The 19,005-nt window shown below is 68.7% G+C and carries 24 protein-coding genes; 2 read left to right on the top strand and 22 right to left on the bottom strand.

Annotation, left to right across the window (positions count from 1 at the left end; translation table 11 throughout):
- Window positions 1–46: 46 nt before the first annotated feature.
- The 5 genes from ACFC96_RS41235 to ACFC96_RS41215 form a co-directional block, all read right to left on the bottom strand.
- Window positions 47–682, bottom strand: a complete 636-nt coding sequence (locus ACFC96_RS41235; protein ID WP_376617543.1) for a hypothetical protein — start codon at window positions 680–682, stop codon at window positions 47–49.
- The gene (locus tag ACFC96_RS41230) at window positions 682–915 is read right to left on the bottom strand and encodes a hypothetical protein (protein WP_376617541.1); all 234 of its coding nucleotides are present in this window, start codon (window positions 913–915) and stop codon (window positions 682–684) included. The genes ACFC96_RS41235 and ACFC96_RS41230 overlap by 1 nt, the downstream gene beginning before the upstream one ends.
- Before the next feature lie 86 nt (window positions 916–1,001).
- Window positions 1,002–1,187, bottom strand: coding sequence for a hypothetical protein (locus tag ACFC96_RS41225; RefSeq protein WP_376617539.1), 186 nt, complete (start codon window positions 1,185–1,187; stop codon window positions 1,002–1,004).
- On the bottom strand, window positions 1,184–1,531 hold the full coding sequence (locus ACFC96_RS41220) for a hypothetical protein (RefSeq protein WP_376617537.1): 348 nt from the start codon (window positions 1,529–1,531) through the stop codon (window positions 1,184–1,186). Before ACFC96_RS41220 ends, ACFC96_RS41225 begins: the two co-directional genes overlap by 4 nt.
- 57 nt (window positions 1,532–1,588) lie before the next feature.
- Window positions 1,589–2,356: an AAA family ATPase gene (locus tag ACFC96_RS41215; protein ID WP_376617535.1), complete on the bottom strand. Its 768-nt coding sequence runs from the start codon at window positions 2,354–2,356 to the stop codon at window positions 1,589–1,591.
- A gap of 80 nt (window positions 2,357–2,436) precedes the next feature.
- Between ACFC96_RS41215 and ACFC96_RS41210 the strand changes: the two genes are divergently transcribed.
- The gene (locus ACFC96_RS41210; protein ID WP_376617533.1) at window positions 2,437–2,712 is read left to right on the top strand and encodes a hypothetical protein; all 276 of its coding nucleotides are present in this window, start codon (window positions 2,437–2,439) and stop codon (window positions 2,710–2,712) included.
- 169 nt (window positions 2,713–2,881) lie between these two features.
- Here ACFC96_RS41210 and ACFC96_RS41205 read toward each other — a convergent pair whose 3' ends face one another.
- The 17 genes from ACFC96_RS41205 to ACFC96_RS41125 all read right to left on the bottom strand — a co-directional run bounded on the left by ACFC96_RS41205 (window position 2,882) and on the right by ACFC96_RS41125 (window position 17,930).
- Complete coding sequence (locus ACFC96_RS41205) at window positions 2,882–3,286, bottom strand: RRQRL motif-containing zinc-binding protein (protein WP_376617583.1); 405 nt, start codon at window positions 3,284–3,286, stop codon at window positions 2,882–2,884.
- 991 nt (window positions 3,287–4,277) lie between these two features.
- On the bottom strand, window positions 4,278–4,424 hold the full coding sequence (locus ACFC96_RS41200; RefSeq protein ID WP_376617531.1) for a hypothetical protein: 147 nt from the start codon (window positions 4,422–4,424) through the stop codon (window positions 4,278–4,280).
- Between the two features lie 184 nt (window positions 4,425–4,608).
- On the bottom strand, window positions 4,609–4,794 hold the full coding sequence (locus ACFC96_RS41195; protein ID WP_376617529.1) for a hypothetical protein: 186 nt from the start codon (window positions 4,792–4,794) through the stop codon (window positions 4,609–4,611).
- 91 nt (window positions 4,795–4,885) lie between these two features.
- Window positions 4,886–7,135: a hypothetical protein gene (locus tag ACFC96_RS41190; RefSeq protein ID WP_376617527.1), complete on the bottom strand. Its 2,250-nt coding sequence runs from the start codon at window positions 7,133–7,135 to the stop codon at window positions 4,886–4,888.
- Window positions 7,135–8,259, bottom strand: a complete 1,125-nt coding sequence (locus ACFC96_RS41185; RefSeq protein WP_376617525.1) for a hypothetical protein — start codon at window positions 8,257–8,259, stop codon at window positions 7,135–7,137. Before ACFC96_RS41185 ends, ACFC96_RS41190 begins: the two co-directional genes overlap by 1 nt.
- Window positions 8,260–8,394: 135 nt before the next feature.
- Complete coding sequence (locus ACFC96_RS41180; RefSeq protein WP_376617523.1) at window positions 8,395–9,672, bottom strand: hypothetical protein; 1,278 nt, start codon at window positions 9,670–9,672, stop codon at window positions 8,395–8,397.
- Between the two features lie 6 nt (window positions 9,673–9,678).
- The gene (locus ACFC96_RS41175) at window positions 9,679–9,954 is read right to left on the bottom strand and encodes a hypothetical protein (RefSeq protein WP_376617521.1); all 276 of its coding nucleotides are present in this window, start codon (window positions 9,952–9,954) and stop codon (window positions 9,679–9,681) included.
- A gap of 1 nt (window position 9,955) precedes the next feature.
- On the bottom strand, window positions 9,956–10,954 hold the full coding sequence (locus ACFC96_RS41170) for an NlpC/P60 family protein (RefSeq protein WP_376617519.1): 999 nt from the start codon (window positions 10,952–10,954) through the stop codon (window positions 9,956–9,958).
- Between the two features lie 184 nt (window positions 10,955–11,138).
- Window positions 11,139–12,752, bottom strand: a complete 1,614-nt coding sequence (locus ACFC96_RS41165) for an FtsK/SpoIIIE domain-containing protein (RefSeq protein ID WP_376617517.1) — start codon at window positions 12,750–12,752, stop codon at window positions 11,139–11,141.
- A gap of 214 nt (window positions 12,753–12,966) precedes the next feature.
- Complete coding sequence (locus ACFC96_RS41160; RefSeq protein WP_376617515.1) at window positions 12,967–14,094, bottom strand: hypothetical protein; 1,128 nt, start codon at window positions 14,092–14,094, stop codon at window positions 12,967–12,969.
- A gap of 93 nt (window positions 14,095–14,187) precedes the next feature.
- A complete protein-coding gene (locus ACFC96_RS41155; protein ID WP_376617513.1) occupies window positions 14,188–15,075 on the bottom strand; it encodes a hypothetical protein in 888 nt (295 codons plus the stop codon).
- A gap of 154 nt (window positions 15,076–15,229) precedes the next feature.
- The gene (locus ACFC96_RS41150) at window positions 15,230–15,418 is read right to left on the bottom strand and encodes a DUF5999 family protein (protein ID WP_376617581.1); all 189 of its coding nucleotides are present in this window, start codon (window positions 15,416–15,418) and stop codon (window positions 15,230–15,232) included.
- A 211-nt stretch (window positions 15,419–15,629) separates the two neighbouring features.
- Entirely contained in the window at window positions 15,630–15,923 is a 294-nt protein-coding gene (locus tag ACFC96_RS41145) for a WhiB family transcriptional regulator (protein ID WP_376617512.1), read from the bottom strand.
- A gap of 160 nt (window positions 15,924–16,083) precedes the next feature.
- Window positions 16,084–16,272: a hypothetical protein gene (locus tag ACFC96_RS41140; RefSeq protein ID WP_376617510.1), complete on the bottom strand. Its 189-nt coding sequence runs from the start codon at window positions 16,270–16,272 to the stop codon at window positions 16,084–16,086.
- A gap of 82 nt (window positions 16,273–16,354) precedes the next feature.
- Window positions 16,355–16,519 carry a hypothetical protein gene (locus tag ACFC96_RS41135; RefSeq protein ID WP_376617508.1) on the bottom strand — a complete coding sequence of 55 codons (165 nt, stop codon included), beginning with the start codon at window positions 16,517–16,519 and terminating at the stop codon, window positions 16,355–16,357.
- Window positions 16,520–16,673: 154 nt separating this feature from the next.
- Window positions 16,674–17,243 (bottom strand): hypothetical protein, encoded by a 570-nt coding sequence (locus ACFC96_RS41130; protein WP_376617506.1) that lies wholly within the window; start codon window positions 17,241–17,243, stop codon window positions 16,674–16,676.
- 306 nt (window positions 17,244–17,549) lie between these two features.
- Window positions 17,550–17,930 (bottom strand): hypothetical protein, encoded by a 381-nt coding sequence (locus tag ACFC96_RS41125; protein WP_376617504.1) that lies wholly within the window; start codon window positions 17,928–17,930, stop codon window positions 17,550–17,552.
- A 264-nt stretch (window positions 17,931–18,194) separates the two neighbouring features.
- Between ACFC96_RS41125 and ACFC96_RS41120 the strand changes: the two genes are divergently transcribed.
- On the top strand, window positions 18,195–18,947 hold the full coding sequence (locus tag ACFC96_RS41120; RefSeq protein ID WP_376617503.1) for a GntR family transcriptional regulator: 753 nt from the start codon (window positions 18,195–18,197) through the stop codon (window positions 18,945–18,947).
- The last annotated feature ends 58 nt before the right edge of the window (window positions 18,948–19,005 follow it).

Raw genomic sequence — 19,005 nt, 5'->3', positions numbered from 1 at the left:
AGCGGCTACTGGTGAGCGGCGTTGGCGACCGCTCTGAAGCCAGCACTCACAGATGCGGCTCCGGGCGGCGCAGCCACGTCACGAGCCGGGAGCGGGACGGGGCCTTGTCCTTGATGCCTTCGGCGAGTAGCTCCTCCAGCTCCCTCAGCCGTTCTTCGGCGAAGTACTGGGGCTGGTAGTCCTCGTAGCGGCAGACCGAGCACAGGTGATCGTGTCCGGCGAACTCGAGCCACGGCGCGCAACCGACGTCCTGGCAGTCCGGCCGGCTGGGGTCCTCGCCGATGCCAGCGCAGTAGGGGCAGGGGGTGAAGCGGTAGTCGATGGGGGCGCCGTGGTGGATGTCGGAGTGGAGCTGGGCGAGGCCGCGGACTCCGATCTCGCGCAGCAGGGCGTCGGCCGCGAGGACCTGGCGGTCGATGTCGGTGTGGTGGTGGTCGGCGAGCATCTGGGCGGCGGTACGCCAGGCGAGGGTGGAGCGGTCGACCGTGATGGGGAACGTACTGGTCCACGGGTCGGTGGGGTCGGCGGGCGGTGCGTCGGTCGTCACGGTGAGCGGGATGCCTAGGCTGGTGAGCTGGGTGGTGACGTTGCTGATGCGGCGGGTGAACTGGTCGAAGACGGTGCCGGGGGCCGGGATCGCGTCGGCGTGGCCGTCTGCGGCGGGATGCGTCTGGTGGTTCATCAGCTGGCCTCCGCCAGGGTCTTGGTGGTGCGGGGGGAGCGGGGTCGGGGGGTGTACTGCGCGCGGAGCAGGAGCTCGCAGTTGCGGCGCTGTTGCTCGGGCGTGAGGGGCTTGGCCTTCGGGCCGTCCCGGTGCCAGAGCGGGGAGGCCGGCGGCTCGGGATAGGCGAGGGCGGGGTCGTCGTGCTGCGAGGTGTTGTTCACGGGGGCCTCCAGGTGGAGGAGCTCAGGCATGGTTGTCGTCGCGCCGGCGCTTGGGTTGGACGTCGGAGGCGAACCTCCCGAGGCGGGTCTCGGTGGGGTGCTCGGAGATCCAGGACTCAGCGCACACCTTGTGAGCGGGCTCTCTGGAGTGGGAGCGCAGCGGTGTGGGCTGCTCGCACAGCGCGCAGGGGGCGCATCTGCCAGTGGTCGTAGTGCTGGCTGTCGCGCCAGTCGAGAAGGCCGCCGGGAGCCGGGACGCAGCCCGGCTCGAACGGCGGCTTCTTGTCTCGCTCGCGGGTCACGGCCGCAGGTCGGGCAACTGCTGGAGGACCTGCGAGAGCAGGTCCGGTGTCGGTTTCCAGGGTCCGAGCTGCCCGCCGACGGGGACGGGCAACGGCAGCTCCTGGACGTCCTGGCCTGCGACTGCGCATCGCCAGGCCGGGCCAGGGCGTACCGCGACCGCGGTGCAGGGGATCGGGTCGGTGATGACGACGGACATCACGGTGCCGGGGTAGCGGCCGGCGGGGTGCAGCACGAGTCCGAGGACGGCCCCGTACGCCTCATCGAGGCCGGACAGGGAGACCACCAGGACGTCGCGTCCGTCGAGCAGGGACCAGACGTCGGCGCGCTTGACCTCTTGGGACACAGGGCGTCGCCCTCGCCCGCCAGGTCCTGGCCGAGGCCGAGCGCTGCGAGCTGGTGGTCAGAGGGGCGTGACGATGTCGTGCGCGGCGGTGAAGCCCTCGGCGAGCAGGGCCTTGGGGGTGGCCGCGAGCGCGAGGGTGTGCTGCCAGACGAGGACGTCGTCGGGCACCTGCCGGTTGGCGGGCCGCGCGGCGTTGCGGGCCCGGCAGGTGTCAAGGTGCGGCAGGAAACGCAGCGCGACGATCGGGCAGCCGTGGCGCCGTGCTCGCTCGACCAACTGCGCCCTGACGCCGGGTTCAACGTTGGTGGAGTCGAGGAACACCGAGGTGCCTGCGGCCAAGTGCTGCTCCAAGAGCAGGTTCTGGCGCTCGACCGCGGCCGGGGTAGCGGACTGGTCGCCCGCGTCTCCGCTGATCTCTTCGCGTAGTGCGTCAAGGCAGACGACCGTGGCGACGTCGGCGGCCGCGGCCGCGAACGTCGACTTCCCGGAGCCCGCTGCGCCCACGGCTACGAGGAGCGTGCCCGGCTGGATGCTGCGCATCAGGTCCGCGTCCGCAGACGTCGGGCCGTCGTCTTCCTGCGGGCTGTGGACGGCCGTCCATCGGTCGGGCCCGCCGGCGCGCGTGTGGCGCCAGTCCTGGCGCGCGCCGGTGACCTGATCCGCCCAGTCCATGGCGGCCTCCAGGTCGCGGTCGAAGGCGTCCAGGAATGTCTCGTGGCAGTCGAGGAACCGGCCGTCGCGGTGGAGCTGCCAGCCGAGAACGTCGCCGGATAGCTGAGCTGGAGCAAGGGTGTAGCGCGGGAACATGGTCTCTCCAGAGGTCATGAGAAAGCCCCCGGCGGGTGCCAGGGGCGCGGGTGTCCGGCCGGTACCGGTGAGGCCTGGCCGCGTGGGATGGTGGCGTGATGAACGAGCAGACGCACGTGGCCGATTGGGTGAGCACGGTCACCGCTGAGGCGCGCGCGACGAGGGGGCGGGTGTTCTCGGCGAGTGTGCCGATCAGTGACCCCGCCTCGGCCTTTGCTTCGGAGCCGCTGTTGGCTCAGGTCATCGATCAGGTCGAGGGTCAGGGATGGCGGCTGGAAAGCGTGAGCACCTACGGCTCGCCGGAGTCGTCCTACGCGGCCGCGCAGTTTTGCGCGCTGCTGGTCTTCCGGAGCACGTACAAAGGCTTGGTGTAGGAAGCCGCGCCAAAGTCGGCTGCCCGAACTTGCCCTACCCCGTGAGGCGGAGCTCGGCGGCCAGCTCATGCGCGCCCGCGCGGCGAGCCTTCGTGTCGTCGATGAGATCACCCAGAGCGACAGCGCCGGGGAGTGTGCTCCGACCCTGTGACGCCTAGGTAAGCGCGGGTCAATGCCATGGAGTAGAACTCGCAGGTCGTGGCTGCTCATAGATGTAGGTGCCGGGGGTGGGTTCGTAGCCGCGCGCGCAGGGGTCACAGCTCCCGATCCGGCGCAGAGGCAGCCGGTGGTCGTACCTGCGGCGGCACAGCGGGCATGTCCGGCGCGCGGATTCCGCGCGGTCGAGGGCCCACTCCTGGGCGAGCGTGGGAATTCGCTTCGGGCGGGCGAGGCGGATGTCGAGCAGCCAGGCCCGGGTGGGGTGGATGCAGGCGTATCCGGGCCGGAAGGCGCACGCCTTGCAACGCAGCACTCCCACGATGGGCTGCCCGCCGGGGGACATGCCTTGCTCGCGCAGCTGTAAGCGCGTGAGGAGGTGGGGCGGAACGGCGCCTCGGTCGTACTCGGAAACCAGCGGGTTCGCGGATTCTGAAGGTCGACCGGAAGCGAACCTGCTGGTCGTGGCCAGCCGTTGAGGGGGTGGGCACTCGGGTTGAGCGCTGCTTGAATGCTCCAGTGATCGAACTAGTGGTTCTCCTCGTAGCGGCCGGGCTGACGGGGTGGCTGTTTCGCCGGAAGGCGAAGCAACGTGCAGACAGTGCCGCTCAGGGAAGTGTGATCAAGGTTCCCTGCATGCTCAGTCATCCCTCGCTTGCAGGCCGGTGGCTCCGGGGGAGAATGTTGATTGGCCCCTCCACGATGGCCTGGGAGCCCCGCACCAAGGCCGGGGCGGCACTATCACTTCCGGCAGGGTTGCGGCAGGTCAGCCTGCGTTCACCTTCGCTGCGCGAAGCAATGAAGATCAACGGTGGGTCCAGGATCGTTGAGTGCAACTCCTCCGAAGGCGCTGTTCTCATTGCCGTGATGCCGAATGACTTGGATCACGTAATCACTGCCCTGAGCAGGAACGGAGCCGAGTAAGCAGCGGCACATTCAGGCACGTCGGCGCCGTGTGCACCGCCGTCGTCCGGCTGCCCGGTGAGCAACGTCAGACGGCGGCGGCTTCCTGAATCCCCTACAGCCTCGCAAGTTACTGGCCGAACTAGCACAATCTGCCAGTAACTCGAAGAAGCTGAAACGCACGGCTGACAAGCAGCGAGAACGCCCCCACCTGCTCACTTGCGATGATTCCCCGTACCAAAGTCCTCACGGAACCCGCGTGAACTCCAGTTGGCAGCATCCCGGACGTCAGGAGCGGGGCCGGCACTTTGGACTTGCGAGCCATGGTCAGCCCCTCCACTGCGCGGGGAGCGAGCGCTGTGAGCGCAGGTATCGCGGGCCGGGGACGTGCGGGCGGGGGCGGCCGATGCGGCGACGCGGGCGGGAGGTGAGCACGGTGGTGCCTCCAAGTTGGCGCACAGCGCTGCGCCCCGCCGAACGGTCGGCGGGGCGCAGCGGGTGACGGTTCAGGCGGGCGTGTGCGTGCGGTGCGGGCTGGGGGTGGCGGGTGCCGGGGAGGTGTGGCCCGGGCGGGGGTGCTGCGGCTGTTGGTCGGGGGCGCCGTGCAGGTGGGTGCCGATCAGGTAGCCGAGGAAGAGCCCGAGGGCGGCCATGACTTTGTGTCGATTGGCGCGCCACCAAGTCGGCTGCGGCGGTTCTATCAGCACACCCATCACTTTCGGCGGGGGCGGCAAGCTGGTCTCCCTTAGTCGGGGGCATGGGTCGTGCTTAAGGCCGGACGGCCTGCCCGCGTCCTCGCTCCATGCGGGTGCGAGGGCCGGGCGGGTCGGCCGGAGGTCAGCGTGCGGTCTCCGGGGTGCTGTGGGTGGAGTGGGGTGCACGTTGCGGGTCAGCGGCTCTGTTCGTCTGGGCGAACTGGAGCGCGGCCAGCACGAGTAGCGCGGCGACAACGGCTTGGAGGGTGAGCGGCAGGCCAGTGCGTTCCCGGATGACGACGACCTGGACTCGCGAGGATCCGGGCATGGCAAATCTCCTCAGCAGGTGGGGGCTTGGGGGCAGACGTTCAAGGGCCTACACCCCGTGGGGGTGCAGGCCCTTGAGGACTTGGTACGGATCAGAGGCTGGACGGCAGCCGCTTGCCGCTGTCGCCGTCGAACGCGGCTCCGGTGGGGGACAGGCGCACGGTCATGGACTGAGCGCGTGAGCCCTCTTTCCACTTGCGTCCGCCAACGGCGATGCGCACGGTCACGTCGGCCAGCGGGTCGGCCACGGGCAGCTCGATCTCGGGGTCGCGCGGGTACCAGCCGTCCTTGCGGATGGTGCTCGCGGTCTTCCCGTCGGCGTCGATGCGCAGAAAGCGAGCGTTGGCGTCGAAGTACGAGCGCAGCTCCAGGATCACGCGCGTCTTGTCGCTGCTCCATCGTCCGACGACGTCGGCTTTGACGCCGTCGATGGACAGTGCCGCCGTGGCGCGGCCGCGGTACTCCGCAGCCGTGGCCGTGCGCTGCTGATGTTCTTGGGCGTCGCTGGCGTTCTGCCAGATGGCCGCAGAGATGATGCCGAGTGCCGCGATGGCGGCGACGTAGGGCCAGGCGCGGCGGCGCGGTGGCCGCTGCGTCTCGCCCTCGACCTCGAGGTCCGGGTCGGAGGCGGGAGGCTCGGGCACGGTGTGCCATCCCGGTGTTGTGGTGTCGTCGGTCTGCTCGAACCACGGTGCGGGTTGAGGTTCCTGGCCCATGCGCACGACGTTAGCGCGTAGCTGCACGGCCTGGCTGTGGTCTCCGGAGAGCTCTGCGATATCGGCGCGGGTGGAGATCCAGGCCGCTACCTGAGCCGACATGAACCCGTGGGTGTTGATGTCCTCCCGCTCCCCGATCGCGGCCAGGCCCGCAGCCTCACTGAACCGTCCCTCGCGCGCGGCCTGGAGGGCTCGTTCATGACGGGGGTCCCGGGCGTGCGGGATCGGGACCTCGACGGGAACGTCAACGTCGATGACGTTCGGAGGCAGCTCCCAGTCGTCCCAGCCGTCGTCCACGATCTCGGCCTCATACACGGGCTCTTCGCCGACCTGGGCAGGCAAGTGCGCGGTCTCGCCGTCGGCATCCTGGCCCTCGTCGGTGTCGGCTGCGTCCTGTTCCTGTCCGACCTCGACGACGGGGTCGGACATCGTGGCGGCGTGGCGGTCGGCGTGGGCCTGCTGCGCGGCACGGCGCCGGGTGCCGGTGTCGGTGAGCTTGGTGTCCTCCTCGTCGATGACAGTCTGGATGATGTCGAAGTAGCCGCTGCCCACCTTCCAGACGGCCTGGCCGGGCCCCAGTTCGGGGATGCGGTCGATGAGCACCTGCGGCATGCCGAGGATCGCGCCGACGATGGCTGCTTCTTCTGGGCCGAGTCGCCCGACGTGCGCGACCTCGCACAGCCGCGCCAGGTCCTGCGCCCGTCCCTCCCCGAGGTCCGACAGGGTGTGCATCAGTACGTTCAGCTCCAACGCGGCCTTGCGGCTGTTCTTAAGCAGGCGCTGGATCAGTTCCGCGGTGGCCGGCGAGAGCAGCAGTTGCCAGGCTTCTTCGAGGACCAGGTGCCGGTGCACCGCGGTCGACTGCGGCAGCCAGATCTGTTCGACCCAGCACGCCACCGCGGCCATCAGCGACGGGATCGCGGGCGAATTGCGGTCGAGGGTGGTGAAGTCGAAGCTGAGGATGGGCAGATCGGTCGGAGGCAGCGACGAGTCGAGACCGTCGAAGATGCCGCGCAGCGACCCTTCGGTGTAACGCGACAGGGCCATCGCGGTCATCTCGCCCCACTCGGCGAGCCGGGCTGCGGACCACTGGCCGTCTTCCGGATCGACCAAGGCCCGCACGAGGCCGTTGAGGTGCGTGGCCTTCGGGTGGGTCAGCGCGTGCTGGAGAGCGTGGGTGGCGCGGATGTCGAGTGCATCGGGTTCACTGGCCAGGATGAGCGAGCGCACCAGCTGCTCGCGGACCTGAGGCGAGAACAAGTCGCTGACCGGATTGAGGGTGAAGGCGCCGGCCTCGATGACGCGGCCGCCGAGGCTTTCGACCAGGGGGCGCCATTCGCCGGTCGCGTTGTCCTCTCCGAAGCTGTCGACGACGACGGCCTGGTGCCCGTTCTCGGTGATCTCCCGTCGGATCCGGACCTTGCCCGTGGTGCTCTTGCCGCTACCGAGACCTCCCAGACCGATCGAGTTGGTTGAGGGCAGGGTGTGCGTGTCGACGACGACAGGGGAGAGGTGGAACGGTCGCTCGTCCAGGAGAGAGCGGCCGATCGGGATGCCGGGGAACCCCGAGGCGCTGGCGACGAGGGGCGCGGTAATCGCTGCGTGGGACGTGGCGAGACGGATCATCAGAGGATGGCCCCCTTCTGTGTCGAGGCTCCGTGCGGGGTGGTCATCACGTGGGCGCGGTGCTGCTGGCCGGGCAGCCAGTCCAGGCCGATGCGGTGCCGGTCGGTGATCAGTGACGCTTCCCATCGGGCGTCCATCACCGTGTCGGGGTCGTCGCCCCACACCGTCAGGTAGGCGTCGAGGTCCACGAGGGTGTCGCCCTCGATGAGTGCGCCCTGTGTGGTCCCGGCGGCGGCCTCGTTGGCGGCTGCTTTCACCTTGTCCGTGGTGAAGGCGCTTCCGGCAGCGGACTGCCAGCGCGCCGAACGGCGGGACTGACCAGCAGGCAGTGGCCGGTACAGCACGGCCAGGCTGCGGTTGAAGTCCCAGAACTCCGGCCGTTCGCTGCGGCTGCCGCCTTGGGTGTGCCGCTTGAGAGGATTGCCGATGATGATGTTGGTCATCAGTGCGCCGTCGGTGACGTCGGGCCAGCGTGTGATGCGCGCCGTGGCGGCGTAGCGTCCGTCCTCCAGCTGCACCCATCCCGGACCGCGTTCGATGACATCGGGGACCGGCTCGGGCTCCGCCTGGTCGAGGTAGCCGAGGCGGCCGAACTCGCCGGCCAGGAGGTCGAGGATGCGCTCCGGGTGCCCGAGGGACTTGGGCACGTGGACGGACAGCGTCTGTGTGTGGTCGGTGTACTCACCGACTTCCGCGTGGTGCGTGACGTGCACCTGAATGCCTGCGCTGCGGGCCTGCCCTGCCGTGTGGGTCAGGGCGCGGGAAAACGCGGCGTGCCAGGCCGCGCGGCGGGCGGGATCGTGCATGGTGCCGTGGTCGGGATACAGCACCCACGTCACGGTGGAGCCGCTGCGCTCGGTCATCGTGCGTGGCGACGTCCGCTCGCGCAGTCGCCGGTAGCCGACTGCGGCCCACCTGCCGAGGGAGCGCGGTCCGGGGGCTGCGTTGAGGACCAGGGCGGCCGCGCCGACAGCGCCGAATGCTGCGGGGGGCGGCGGGGCGATCATGGCGGACATCAGGACCGCGCTGCCCGCGAGCGCGTTGGCCTTGGTGAGCAGCGTTTCAGCGGGGCTCAGGCCGCGCTGCAGGGCGGGAATGCGGTAGCCGGGAGTGAGTGAGTACATGGGCGGGAGCTCCTTCACGGTCGGTGCCCGTGCGGGCTGTGCTGTGGTCCTCCGGGCCCGGCAGACCATGGCCCCGGGCGCCCGCAGTTCCCGACGAAGCGGGACGCGGGCGCCCGGGACCATGAGCAGCCGCGGTTACGGAGTGCGCGGCGGGGTCGGGGGCGGGGGTGTCGGTGCGGGTCGGGTGGTTGCAGGCCGTGGGGTACGGGACGCGGTGTTGGCCGAACTGGGGTTACCTGCGGCCGCGTTGTAGGCGGCGCGCGCCTGCCGGCGTGCCTGGATGATCGGTTCGTGCCGTGCTGCCCGGTCTCCGGCTTCGCGTCGGGCCTGCGCCACGGCGGAGGCCGTGGTCAGTCGGCCAGGACGTTGAGCGATCTTGATGCCGTAGGAGCCGAGCAGCTGGCCGCCGTCCTCGCGCATCGCCCTACGGGGCGTCATCACGGTCCGCGCGTGGCGGGGTGTGTCCTCCTGTTCGTAGAAGTCGGGAACGCCCGCGCGCACGGCAGTGCGTACCAGCCGGTTGTCGGTGCGGTTCTCCACGAAGCCGCGCGCCGCGCGGGCAAGCCGGGGGCCGAAGTACGGGATGCCGTAGAAGATCATCCGCAGCATGATGATGTCGGCGACCACGAGCAGCACGGCGTCCATGACGATCGAGCCCTTGACCACGGGCACGAACGGGGCGATCAGGAGTAGCGCGAACGGGGCGAAGATCAGGCCCAGCAGGCGCATTGCCCACGTCTTGACGGCACCCATGTCGCCTCCTCGTGCCAGCGAGGCCAACACCAGGGGTGCCATGCAGACGAATGCCAAGATCCCGAGTTGGCGGGTCATGAAAACGAGCACGGCGATGCCCAGGAACACGACGAGGACGCAGAGCATGAGGAAGCGGGCCAGCGGGTTGCTGGCGTCCGCGCCGTTCTTCAGGTCCTCGCGGATCGTGCCGAACAAGGTTCCCTCGTCGCTGCCGAATGCCTGACTGAATGCGGTGCTGACGGCCCGGTTCAGCAGCATCACCGCGCCGGGGACCGACGCCATGCCGGCCACGGCGGTGAGTGTCCAGCCGGTCGAGGCGCCCATCTGCTTCAGGCGCGGTGCGCCCTGCCATGCGGTCAGGGCGCACACGACGACTACCGACATGAAGATCGCGACGGCCAGGTGCTGCCCGAGCCACATGAACGAGGCGTAGACCGCGTTGTCCGGGGTCTTGGGCGCCCACGCGTCCTTCGGCGCGATCAGTCCCCTGATCGCCCCGAGGAAGTCGTCGACCATGTCTTTAGCGCTGTCGGCGGCGCCGCCGACGAATCCGCCGCCCCCGCCACCGTGGGGGCTGGGTACGTCGGGCGGGCCGTCTCCGTTACCGCGCTCGCAGTATTCGCGGCCGGGGCCTTTGATCATGTCGCACGGATCGGACATGCGTCATCAGCCCTTCGCCTGCGTCACGGTGGAGAACAGGGTGTCGCCGTAGAGGGCGAGCACGATGGCCACGAAGAGCGTGCCGACGCCGAGCATTCCCTTCCGCAGCGCGGTCTGCGGGTTGTTGGCTGCCCCGAGCAGCATTCGGATTGCGATGACGACGATCACCGCCGCGATGGCCTTGGTGACCAGGCCGCCACCGGTCAGCCCGATCGTCTTGAAGAAGTCGGAGAAACCGGTGCTGAGGTCCTGCGGCTTGGCGATGGTGACGAAGTTTCGCATTTCAGATCTCCTTGTTGTTGCTGGCTACGGGACGACCGACCGCGATCACATCGGGCATGGTGTCCATGGGGTCGTACCGGACATTGGATCCGGGGCGGGGTGCGTCGATCATCCAGCCGTTCCCGACATAGATTCCGACGTGATGAATTGCACCGTGACTTGATCCGTAGAAAATCAAGTCTCCGGGGCGAACATCTCCGGGCTTTACCGGCTCGGCGGCCGCGTACTGCTGGGCGGCCGTGCGGGGGAGTGAGATTCCAGCCTTGGCGTATGCGTAGAGCGTGAGCCCTGAGCAATCGAATCCCACCGTACTTTCCCCGGAATACCCCTTAGGGGAACAGCAGGTTCCCGTACTCGGCCCGCTCGCTTTTCCACCACCCCACGAATAGGGCCTGCCGATCATTTCCTTTGCGGCACTGATTGCCGTAGCGACCTGATCGGTGTTGGCCGACTTCCCCCCTGCCGGTGTGTTGGCCAGGGCACTGATCGACCGAACGTAATTTTGCGTCTCCTTGTAGGGAGGCACTCCGCCGTACTTCTTTACGGCGCCTGTCCCCGCGTTGTAGGCGGCGAGCATATTTTTCTGCTTGTCTCCGGGAACATCCTTGACGTCGTCGGCGATGTTGCAGAGGTACTTGGCCGCCGACGGGATGGCGTCCTTGGGGTTCGAGATATCTCGTTTCCCGTCGCCGTTACCGTCCACGCCGAAGTTTTCCCAGGTGGACGGCATGAATTGAGCGATGCCCCGCGCGCCGACAGGCGAAGCGGCATCGGGATTAAATCCCGATTCCTGCGTGAGAAGCGCGGCCAACAGATTCGGGCTGATTGCCGAACAGGTGTGTCCGGACTCCTCGACCAGGCTTCTGTATTTGGCGGGGACGGAGAGGCTGAGCGCCGTGCTGACCACTGGATCGTTGCCAGCGACCTGGATGAGGCTTGCCACTGCGACGGCCGCAGTTGCTGCGGCCAGGCCGGCCGTGAGAGCGACGCCGGATCGCAAAGGGACCCCCTTTCCCGTTGGTCTAGCTGTTTTCGCTGTTCAGACAGTGTTCTGAGCCTGTCCGGGAGCCTGCCTGGGGTCTGCCGAGGGTCCGCCGGAGCCTGTCCGGGCCCGTCCGTGGCGGACGGGCCCGGACAGGCTCTGGACGGGCGTCAGACGGACGTCCGGCAGGCTCGTGGACAGGTCACACGCCGGACGTCTCCGCGGCCAGCAGAGAGGCCAGCTTGAAGCCGCGCGCCGTACTCGAATCGTCTTTCTCCGACTTCATTCCGAGCATTTTCGCGACCTCCTTGCCCGCCTCAGAAGGGCGATGGTCCGTCACACCGAGCACCGGCGCGATGTCCAGAGTCGGAAGGAAATTGACACCCTTATCGCGCATCAGCTCGATGATCTGCTTGCGCGGCGACTCGGGCGCCTTCTCGAACGCGGCTTGCTGCCGCCCCTGGACCTCATCCACAACACTCCAGATGAACTCATCCGAGAAATTAAATCCCCGAATCAGAGTGGATGCGCCTCCGGCGAAGAGAACCCCTTGCCCCTTCACGCCCGGGTCAAGAAGCGTCGGGTTGATCGGGGCGACCGTCTCGAAATAGTTGTCTCCGAGAGCGACCTTTGCCGTCCCTTCCGACGCCACATACAGACACAGCCGGTAAAGGAATTGCTCACGCACCATGACGGGGATGGCGTTCTGTTCTGGCCGCTGCGTGAGCATCAGAACTCCGATGCCCGATTCCAGCGACTTGGAGACGAGCGACCGCGCCTTCTCTGCGATCCTGCGGGCCTCTTCCTTACCCGCCGTCGACCCGTCGTGAGCGAAGAAGTCCGCGGCCTCGTCGACGATGAAGAAGACAGGGCGGAACGTCGGCGCCTTCTGGCGCTTCTGAACCGCTTCCCGGATCTTTTCGTACCGCCCGTCGCTGCGCGCGTTGAGTTCGTCAAGCATGTCCTCCATGACGGCAGGATCATCGGACGCCTCGTAGCGACGGGATACCTTCTGGAAGCGCGTCAGGCCACAGAACTTCCCGTCCAGCAGGTACAGGTCGAATTCCCCGTACGCAATCAGCAGACAGGTAATGAGACCGTTGACCAGAGTGGTTTTACCCATCTGAGTCATGCCTGCGACCAGCATGGACGCTTTGTCGAATGTGGGGACTCCAGCAAGTTGCCCCACGACGTCATGCCCAAGAGGAACTCCGGCGAATGTCTCGACTTCCTGCCGGGTGGGCGGCGTAAACGGCTCGCTGAACGGCGGGCCGTGCAGGACCAGTAGGCGCGCGCGTCGCTCGGTGTCGCGCGAGCGCTCCAGTTTGGTCGCCTGGCGGGACGCGCCGAACGTGCCGGCGACGTTGCCCAACTTCTTCTCGACGTCGGCGTACGTGCGGCCCTTGGGCACGAGAAAGTCGTACTCCGTGCCGGTGCGCACCTGCGTGACCGTTGCCTCGTCGGCCCGGATGTTCTCGTCCTTGCCGATCACTCCGGCCGTGCGCAGCGCCGATGTGAGCTCCGGGTGCGCGGGGACGCTGTTCTCTGCCTCCTCCGCAGCAGTCACGGCCTCGGTGGCGCTCTTGTCCGGGCCGGGGCGTGCCTGGCTGCTGAGCAGCCGTAGCAAGCTTGTTCGCAGCTTCCAGGCGCCATAGCCCAGCAGCACGAGGAACCCGGCTGTGAGCAGCGCCGTTGCCCAAAGCGACAGCCCCAGCTTGTCCTTGATCGCTCCGAGGATGCCGAAGACGACGACCAGGCCGCCGATCCCTCCGGCCAGTTGTGCTGACAGGTCCTCGCTGGCCTGCTTCTTCCCCATGCCCCTCCCTCTCTGCAATTGACCGCCGTTCAGTGGTGAAGCTGGTGGTGCTCGCCGGGTCTGCTCCCTGGGTCTGCGACGCGAAGATCGCTCGCCAGGTCACTCGCCGGGTCTGCACCGTCGACTGCGTTACGTCCGGCAGTCGCGGAAAGGGCCAGGCCGCGCATCGCGCGGCCTGGCCCCAACCGGTGTATGCCGGGTGTGTGACGAAGGTTCAGACTTCCTGCTGCTCGTCCTCGGTCTCCTCCTCGTCGGCGCCCTCCTGGGCGAGGACCTCGCGCCACTGCTCCCGCAGCCGGTCCTCCGCCGCCACGAAGCCGTGCTTGCGGAACTGTCCGTTCGCGGGCCGGTAACCGCCGGGCGGGTTCGTGCCGTGGCGCAGCCACCGCAGGACGACCCGAATCTGCGCGTCACTGAGCTTCTGTGCGGGTGCCGGAACCGGCACACCCGCAACGGAAGCCAGTTCGTCGAGCGTGTACGGCGCGCCCTGCGGCCGTGCCGGAATCGTGCCGGGACCGCCGTTGACCTGCGTGCCGTCACCGGACGGGAGCAGTTCGGGCGTGACGGAACCGGCACGCGGCCGTGACGGCAGAGCCATCGGGGCGGCGGGGTCCCAGGTGCCGAGGGCGGGCAGTTCGATCGCGTGGACGATGTCCGGGAGCGGCTCGCTGAGAGACGCGTTCGTCGTGGTGGCCTGCTCCTTGAGCGCCCCGTGTGCGGCGTCCTCGGCTTCGAGCACCGTGAGTCGGTACTGGGTCTCTGCCTCGGTCACGCGCTTGCGGATGCTGGCCGCGGCCTCCAGGAACTCGACCCGGGCCGCGCCTTCTGCCTCCAGCGTCTCCAGGCGGTCGGCCAGGGTCTGGCGGGAGTCGGCGATGGAGCGGCGGGTGGCCGGCGATGTCCGGCGCCCCAGCGACGGCAGGATCAGCCACCACGCGATCTTCGTCGCTGCGATCGCCACGGGCACGATGACCACGGCCAGGTCGAAGGTGCCGCTGCCGGTGCTCTTGAGGATCAGGTCCGCGGTGGGGATTGCGGCGGTGATGCCGGTCAGCACCACACCGGCCCACAGCACGCGCCTGGCGCGGGGCTTGTGGTTCCCGGCCAGAATCTCGGTGGCCTGGAAGGCGACCCAGAGGATGTCGAGCGCGGCCAGGGTGGGCACGGCCCAGGCACCGAAGTGCGGGTCGAGGATGGTGAAGTTCACGAAGACGCTGACGGCGGCCACGCCCAGCGTGAGCGCGAGCAGCAACGCCGTCACCGCCGTGCGCGGGGTGATCCACTCACGGGGCGTGTCGTCGGCCGCGGGCGCGGCCTGCTTGGACTTGAAGGGGTTGAGCACGGGGGCCTCCTAACGGGCGATGAGGACGGCGAGAAGGACGATGAGCGGGCTGAACATGCCGCACAGGTAGACGAAGCGCATGACGCCTCCGGGTCAGTTGGTGGACGCGCCGGACAAGCGGCCGACCTTGGTCACATGGGCGTCCTGCGCCTCGATCAGCACCCGCGCCTGCTCCGCCAGCGGGGCGTACTGCGGCGAGCCCCAGTACTGGCCTCGGTAGGCCGAGGCGTCCGCGATGCACCAGGTCCGTGCTTCGGGGTGGCCGGCGCGCGCCAGGGCCTCGGCGTACCGGAGGTCGGAGTGCGAGTACTCGTCGTGCACCTCCGCGATTTCAACGGCGCGGTCGTCGAAAGCCTCAGCCGCGGCGCGCAGTCGCTCCTGCGCGTCGACAAGGCGGGAGAGCGCGGCCAGCCACTCCGTCGCGGCCTGCGGAGTGCGCAGGTAGTCGTAGGCCTCTTCCAGAGCCTTCGACTCCCGCTCGTACGCCGCCCACCGCTGCGCAGCGTCCTTGACCGTCGTGCAGAGAGCAGCGACGTACGCGGCGTCCAGCCAGCGCGCATACGCCGTCTCGTACACCTCGTGCAGGATCTTCCCGGCGATCTCGCGCAGCCGGTATTCCGCCGCGTCCTCGGACTTCGGCGTGTACTTCAGTCGCGGGTCGGCGCGGTACTCATGTGGCACCTGCGGCATCGTCGAGATGCCGGTGAACGGTTTGAAGTTGTAGTCGAGGCCATAGCCGCGCGGGTTCGGCTCCACCTTCTCCAGGTAGGCCGGGAGGTACGGGGCGAGTCGGTTGAGGACGTCGCTCATCTCGTCGCCGGAGAACGTCCAGTAGCCAACAGACATAGGGACTCCGTTCTGTGTCGGGGCGGTGAGGTGCGGTTCGGCGGTGCGCGGCGATGAACTGGGCCCCTCGAAGACCGTCTTGATGGACAGGCCGGAGGCGTCCAGAGGCGAGCGGAGGGGAGAGAGCAGGGTCACTGTGTGCTCCTGTCACTGGGTACATGGAGGCCAGCAACGCGGTGCCCGACGTCCCACGCAGGCGCGGCCGCCATCGCGGCGGTCCGCAGCAGCAGGTGGGGCAGAGGGCGGGCCGCGCAGATGGTGGCGGCCCGGCGGGCCGATCAGGCAGCCGTCAGGCCGCGGCGAGGGGCCGGTGCGGGGCGACGATCTGGCCGTCGGGCAGCAGCTCACCGGTGTCCTCAAAGAGCACCAAGGCGTTGCACAACAGGCTCCAGCCCTGCTCCGGGTGAGCAGCCACGACCTGCGCGGCCTCGCGGTCCGAGCTGGCGGCCGACGGGCACTTCGGCGTGTGCGTGCACAGCGAGTCCGGCATCCGGGTGGTGCCGGTGAGGGGCGTCACGGTGTCGAGTTGAGGGCTGCTTTCCATGGGGCTCTCCTGCGGGGGAGGGAGCGATCCCGGGATTGTCCCGGGCTGGAGACGTGCAAAAAGGGCCGGCAGCCCGTTCATACGGACAGCCGTTGTGGTGCTGCGAGGTGGGCAGGAGTTGCTCGCTACTCCCGTCCAGCGGGAGTCAGCCGGTGCGCTTGCGGGCCGCCCGGCGCTTCATCCGGCGGCGGTCGTCCTCGTCGGTGCCGCCCCACACGCCGTGCTCCTGGCCGCTCTCCAGCGCCCACTGGAGGCAGCGCTCCATGACCAGGCAAGCACGGCAGACGGCCTTGGCCTCCTCCTTCTGGAGCAGGTCGGCGGTCGACTTCTCGCCGGGGAAGAACAGTTCAGGGTCTTCGTCGGCACACGCCGGCCGAAGCCGAACAGGAACGGTGGTGGCGACGGGGGCGTAGGAGGAGGTGCGTACGATGGTCTGCATGAGGGCCTCCCAGAAGGTCCGTAGTACGAAGCGGCCCCGGGGATGCGAGCCCCGGGGCTGTTTGCTTGTCGGCGGCCGGACGGCCGGAGCGGGGGAGCTCCCGGCGCTCTCCGCCGACCCCGCCCGGAAAGGCGCGGGGACGACGGGCAATGCCGGGGGATCAGCGCTGCTGCTTGGACTGCCGGGCGCGGTAGGCGTCCTGGAGGCGGGCGAACCGCTCCTGGATCGGCGCTCCGTCCACGCACGGCGTCTCGCCCTGGCAGGCAAGGCAGTTGGCGGTGTGCGCGGTGGAGTCGCTGAACGCCTTCATGTAGCGGACGTACAGGTCATCGGCCGGACGGGCACTCATCGGCGGTTGGCCTCCGACCGCTTGTTCTGCTCCCGGTTCTTCTGCGAGAGCGCCTCGCGCTCCGCGTCGGTGAGGCTGGTGATCACGCCGCCACCTCCCAACCGGCCAGCGCCGGAGTGAGGTTGGGCAGGAGCGCCAGGTCGACGTCGATGCGGGCGGCGTCCTCGGGCTCGTATCCCTTGGCGTCGTCCTCGCGCTCGATGTCGTCGACGATCCCGGCGGTCGGCCGCGACGCGGTACGTGCCATGCTGTTCTGCACAGGTCCTCCAGTCAGGTCCTGGACAGCCCCGGGGGGTTCCAAGTCGCCGGGGCTGTCGTCGTTCTGGCTGCCGTACGAGCAGCCACGGCCCCGGCCACCCCGATCGCTCGGGGTGGCCGGGGCCGTGGTTGTTCGTGCGGGTTCAGCGCGCGGGGCACTGGGGGTGGAGCGTCTCAAGCGGGACCGCCGGGCCCTCCGTAGGGGCGTCGCCGGCGGGCATCGCCCGGCGGTTCTTGTCAGCGGCCGCCACGCGGGGCAGCACCGCGTCCCAGTCGGCCACGCGTCCCGCCGGCCTGCGCTCCGCGCGAGCCCGCAGGGTCCGGTCGGTCTGCGGACTGAACGCCTTGGGCAGCACTGCGGTGGCCTGGCGGCTGGAGGCTTCCGTGATGGCGTCGGCCAGGGCCTGGCGCCATTCAGGGATCGTCATGTCCCACTCGATGCGGCGGTTGCTGCCCCGGCAGTGGATCGCGGCGTCGACGTCGGCCTTGCCGGTGTGGTGCGGGACCAGCTTCTGAACCTTGCTCTGCATGCCGGTGATGGGCACCCAGGTCTTGCAGTCCTCGCAGACCAGGACAGCCTTGAGCGGGTTGCGGAGGTCGATGTGCGAGGGCAGGAGCTGGGAGAGCTTGAGGGCAGGGAGGGCGCTGACTCGCTTCCGGCGGGTCCGGCGGGGGCGTTCCTTGGCGGTGGGCATCGCGGCGGTGATGGCCATGGTGGATCTCCTCATGTGGGAAGGGGAGGGGGTGCGTCGCGGTGCTCTCTCCGCCCGTCAGGCCGCGCGGGAGGTCCCGGCGTCCTGACGGACGGACAGCGCATAGCGCTGCGACGTGCAGTAGGAGTCGAGAACCCGGGGATTTGGTGTTGCCATCAACCCGGCCCCCTCTTGCGAGGTGGACGACTTCCTACGGTCTTGCGGTGTTTCGGGTGGAGCAGGGAACCGAGGGTCCGGCTCCCACATCCGGCGGCGTACGAGACGGCGTCCGGGTGAGGGAGCCGGGTCCATGAGGACCCGGCAGAGCTAGGCCGCGAGGGGCAGAGGTGCGGCGGTGGCCGGCGGCGCGATGCGCAGCTGCGCGGCGTACGGGATGAGCACATTGACCAGGCGCTCGCGCACCAGCTCGGTGACGGTCGGGTCGGTGACGGTGATGTCGTGGGCGGCGAGCAGGCGGCTCTCTCGAGCCTCGATCGCGGCGATGGCGGCGGTGATGTCCAGGCCGTCCAGCTGCTCGTGGGGCAGAGGGCCGGCGGCGTACATCTCAAGCGGCGTGCCGAAGGCGACGTCCAGGTCGATGTCGGCGAAGTCCGGGAGCGGCACCTCGACCGCCTCCAGGAGCGCGAGCGTCTCCGCGTCGAAGTGCTCGGTGGCGAGGCTGGCGGCGGGGCGGCGGGTGACGTTCATGGGGTAGTGCTCCTCTCGGACGTGCTGAGCTCGGGAGGCGTCCCGATGGCGAGTGGGCAGGGCGAAGCCGCACCTCTTCGGCGCCCCCGCCCTCACCTCGCTAGCGAGGTTCGGCGCTTCTTCAGTACACCGCTGCTCGTTAACGATGTCAATAAGCACGTTAGCGAGGTACGCTCTATCGGCGGCGGCCATACACACCGGGATGCCCTTGCCGGTTCCTCGATAGCCAGCGGCCGTAGGATCGCTAACGAGGTAGGGAGATGTATGGCGAGTGAGACGGGCGCGCAGCGGCCCAAGTACCAGCGGATTGCCGACGACCTGAAGGCGGCGATCGAGTCCGGCGACTACGCGCCCGGCGATCGACTGCCAGGCGAGAGCGCGCTCGCCGCTCAGTACAAAGTTGCCGTTCTCACCGCGCGCCAGGCGCTCAAGATCCTGCGGATCGAGGGCCTGGTGGAAACGAAGAAGGGCGCCGGCGCCCGCGTCATCGAGTTCCGCCCGATCCGACGCCACGGCATCCAACGGCTCGCCCGAGAGCAGTGGGGTGCCGGTAAATCCATTTGGTCCGCTGACGAAGAGCGTCCTGTCACGATCGACGTCCGAGTCGCCAGCGTGCCGGTTCCGGCGCACATCGCCCGAATGCTGGAGCTCGATGAAAACGAGCCCGTATGCGCTCGGTCCCGTCGCTTCGTGCTGGACGACAGACCGGTCATGCTCGCGACTTCCTACCTGCCCCTTGAGCTGGCCGAAGGCACCGCGATCATGCGCGTCGACACCGGAGAGGGCGGTACGTACGCCCGGCTCGCTGAGCTTGGCCACGGGCCCGTGCACTTCCGCGAGGAGATCCGCTGCAGGCTTCCCGTCGCCGAGGAAGCCGAAGGGCTGGCGATGCCCCTGGAGCGTCCCGTCATCAAGCTGTGTCGAACGGCCTACGACGCAGACCTTCGAGCGGTCGAAGTGAACGAGATGACCATGGACAGCGCGGCATACATCTTGGAATACGCGTTCGATGCCTGAGCTTTCGAACCTGCCCACTGCGACCCCCTCATGACTGCTCGTCGTGTGGGGGCCATCA

Source organism: Streptomyces sp. NPDC055955 (assembly GCF_042270245.1).
Taxonomy (GTDB): Bacteria; Actinomycetota; Actinomycetes; order Streptomycetales; family Streptomycetaceae; genus Streptomyces.
Note: the sequence above shows the minus strand (reverse complement) of the source record. Positions and strands in the feature narration are given on the sequence as shown.

What these genes read in the sequence shown, in the direction of transcription:
- ACFC96_RS41235 (WP_376617543.1), bottom strand. Translation starts at nt 682, where the DNA reads ATGAACCACCAGACGCATCCCGCCGCAGACGGCCACGCCGACGCGATC.
- ACFC96_RS41230 (WP_376617541.1), bottom strand. Translation starts at nt 915, where the DNA reads ATGCCTGAGCTCCTCCACCTGGAGGCCCCCGTGAACAACACCTCGCAG.
- ACFC96_RS41215 (WP_376617535.1), bottom strand. Translation starts at nt 2,356, where the DNA reads ATGACCTCTGGAGAGACCATGTTCCCGCGCTACACCCTTGCTCCAGCT.
- ACFC96_RS41210 (WP_376617533.1), top strand. Translation starts at nt 2,437, where the DNA reads ATGAACGAGCAGACGCACGTGGCCGATTGGGTGAGCACGGTCACCGCT.
- ACFC96_RS41200 (WP_376617531.1), bottom strand. Translation starts at nt 4,424, where the DNA reads ATGGCCGCCCTCGGGCTCTTCCTCGGCTACCTGATCGGCACCCACCTG.
- ACFC96_RS41195 (WP_376617529.1), bottom strand. Translation starts at nt 4,794, where the DNA reads ATGCCCGGATCCTCGCGAGTCCAGGTCGTCGTCATCCGGGAACGCACT.
- ACFC96_RS41190 (WP_376617527.1), bottom strand. Translation starts at nt 7,135, where the DNA reads ATGATCCGTCTCGCCACGTCCCACGCAGCGATTACCGCGCCCCTCGTC.
- ACFC96_RS41185 (WP_376617525.1), bottom strand. Translation starts at nt 8,259, where the DNA reads ATGTACTCACTCACTCCCGGCTACCGCATTCCCGCCCTGCAGCGCGGC.
- ACFC96_RS41180 (WP_376617523.1), bottom strand. Translation starts at nt 9,672, where the DNA reads ATGTCCGATCCGTGCGACATGATCAAAGGCCCCGGCCGCGAATACTGC.
- ACFC96_RS41175 (WP_376617521.1), bottom strand. Translation starts at nt 9,954, where the DNA reads ATGCGAAACTTCGTCACCATCGCCAAGCCGCAGGACCTCAGCACCGGT.
- ACFC96_RS41165 (WP_376617517.1), bottom strand. Translation starts at nt 12,752, where the DNA reads ATGGGGAAGAAGCAGGCCAGCGAGGACCTGTCAGCACAACTGGCCGGA.
- ACFC96_RS41145 (WP_376617512.1), bottom strand. Translation starts at nt 15,923, where the DNA reads ATGCAGACCATCGTACGCACCTCCTCCTACGCCCCCGTCGCCACCACC.
- ACFC96_RS41140 (WP_376617510.1), bottom strand. Translation starts at nt 16,272, where the DNA reads ATGAGTGCCCGTCCGGCCGATGACCTGTACGTCCGCTACATGAAGGCG.
- ACFC96_RS41135 (WP_376617508.1), bottom strand. Translation starts at nt 16,519, where the DNA reads ATGGCACGTACCGCGTCGCGGCCGACCGCCGGGATCGTCGACGACATC.
- ACFC96_RS41130 (WP_376617506.1), bottom strand. Translation starts at nt 17,243, where the DNA reads ATGGCCATCACCGCCGCGATGCCCACCGCCAAGGAACGCCCCCGCCGG.
- ACFC96_RS41125 (WP_376617504.1), bottom strand. Translation starts at nt 17,930, where the DNA reads ATGAACGTCACCCGCCGCCCCGCCGCCAGCCTCGCCACCGAGCACTTC.
- ACFC96_RS41120 (WP_376617503.1), top strand. Translation starts at nt 18,195, where the DNA reads ATGGCGAGTGAGACGGGCGCGCAGCGGCCCAAGTACCAGCGGATTGCC.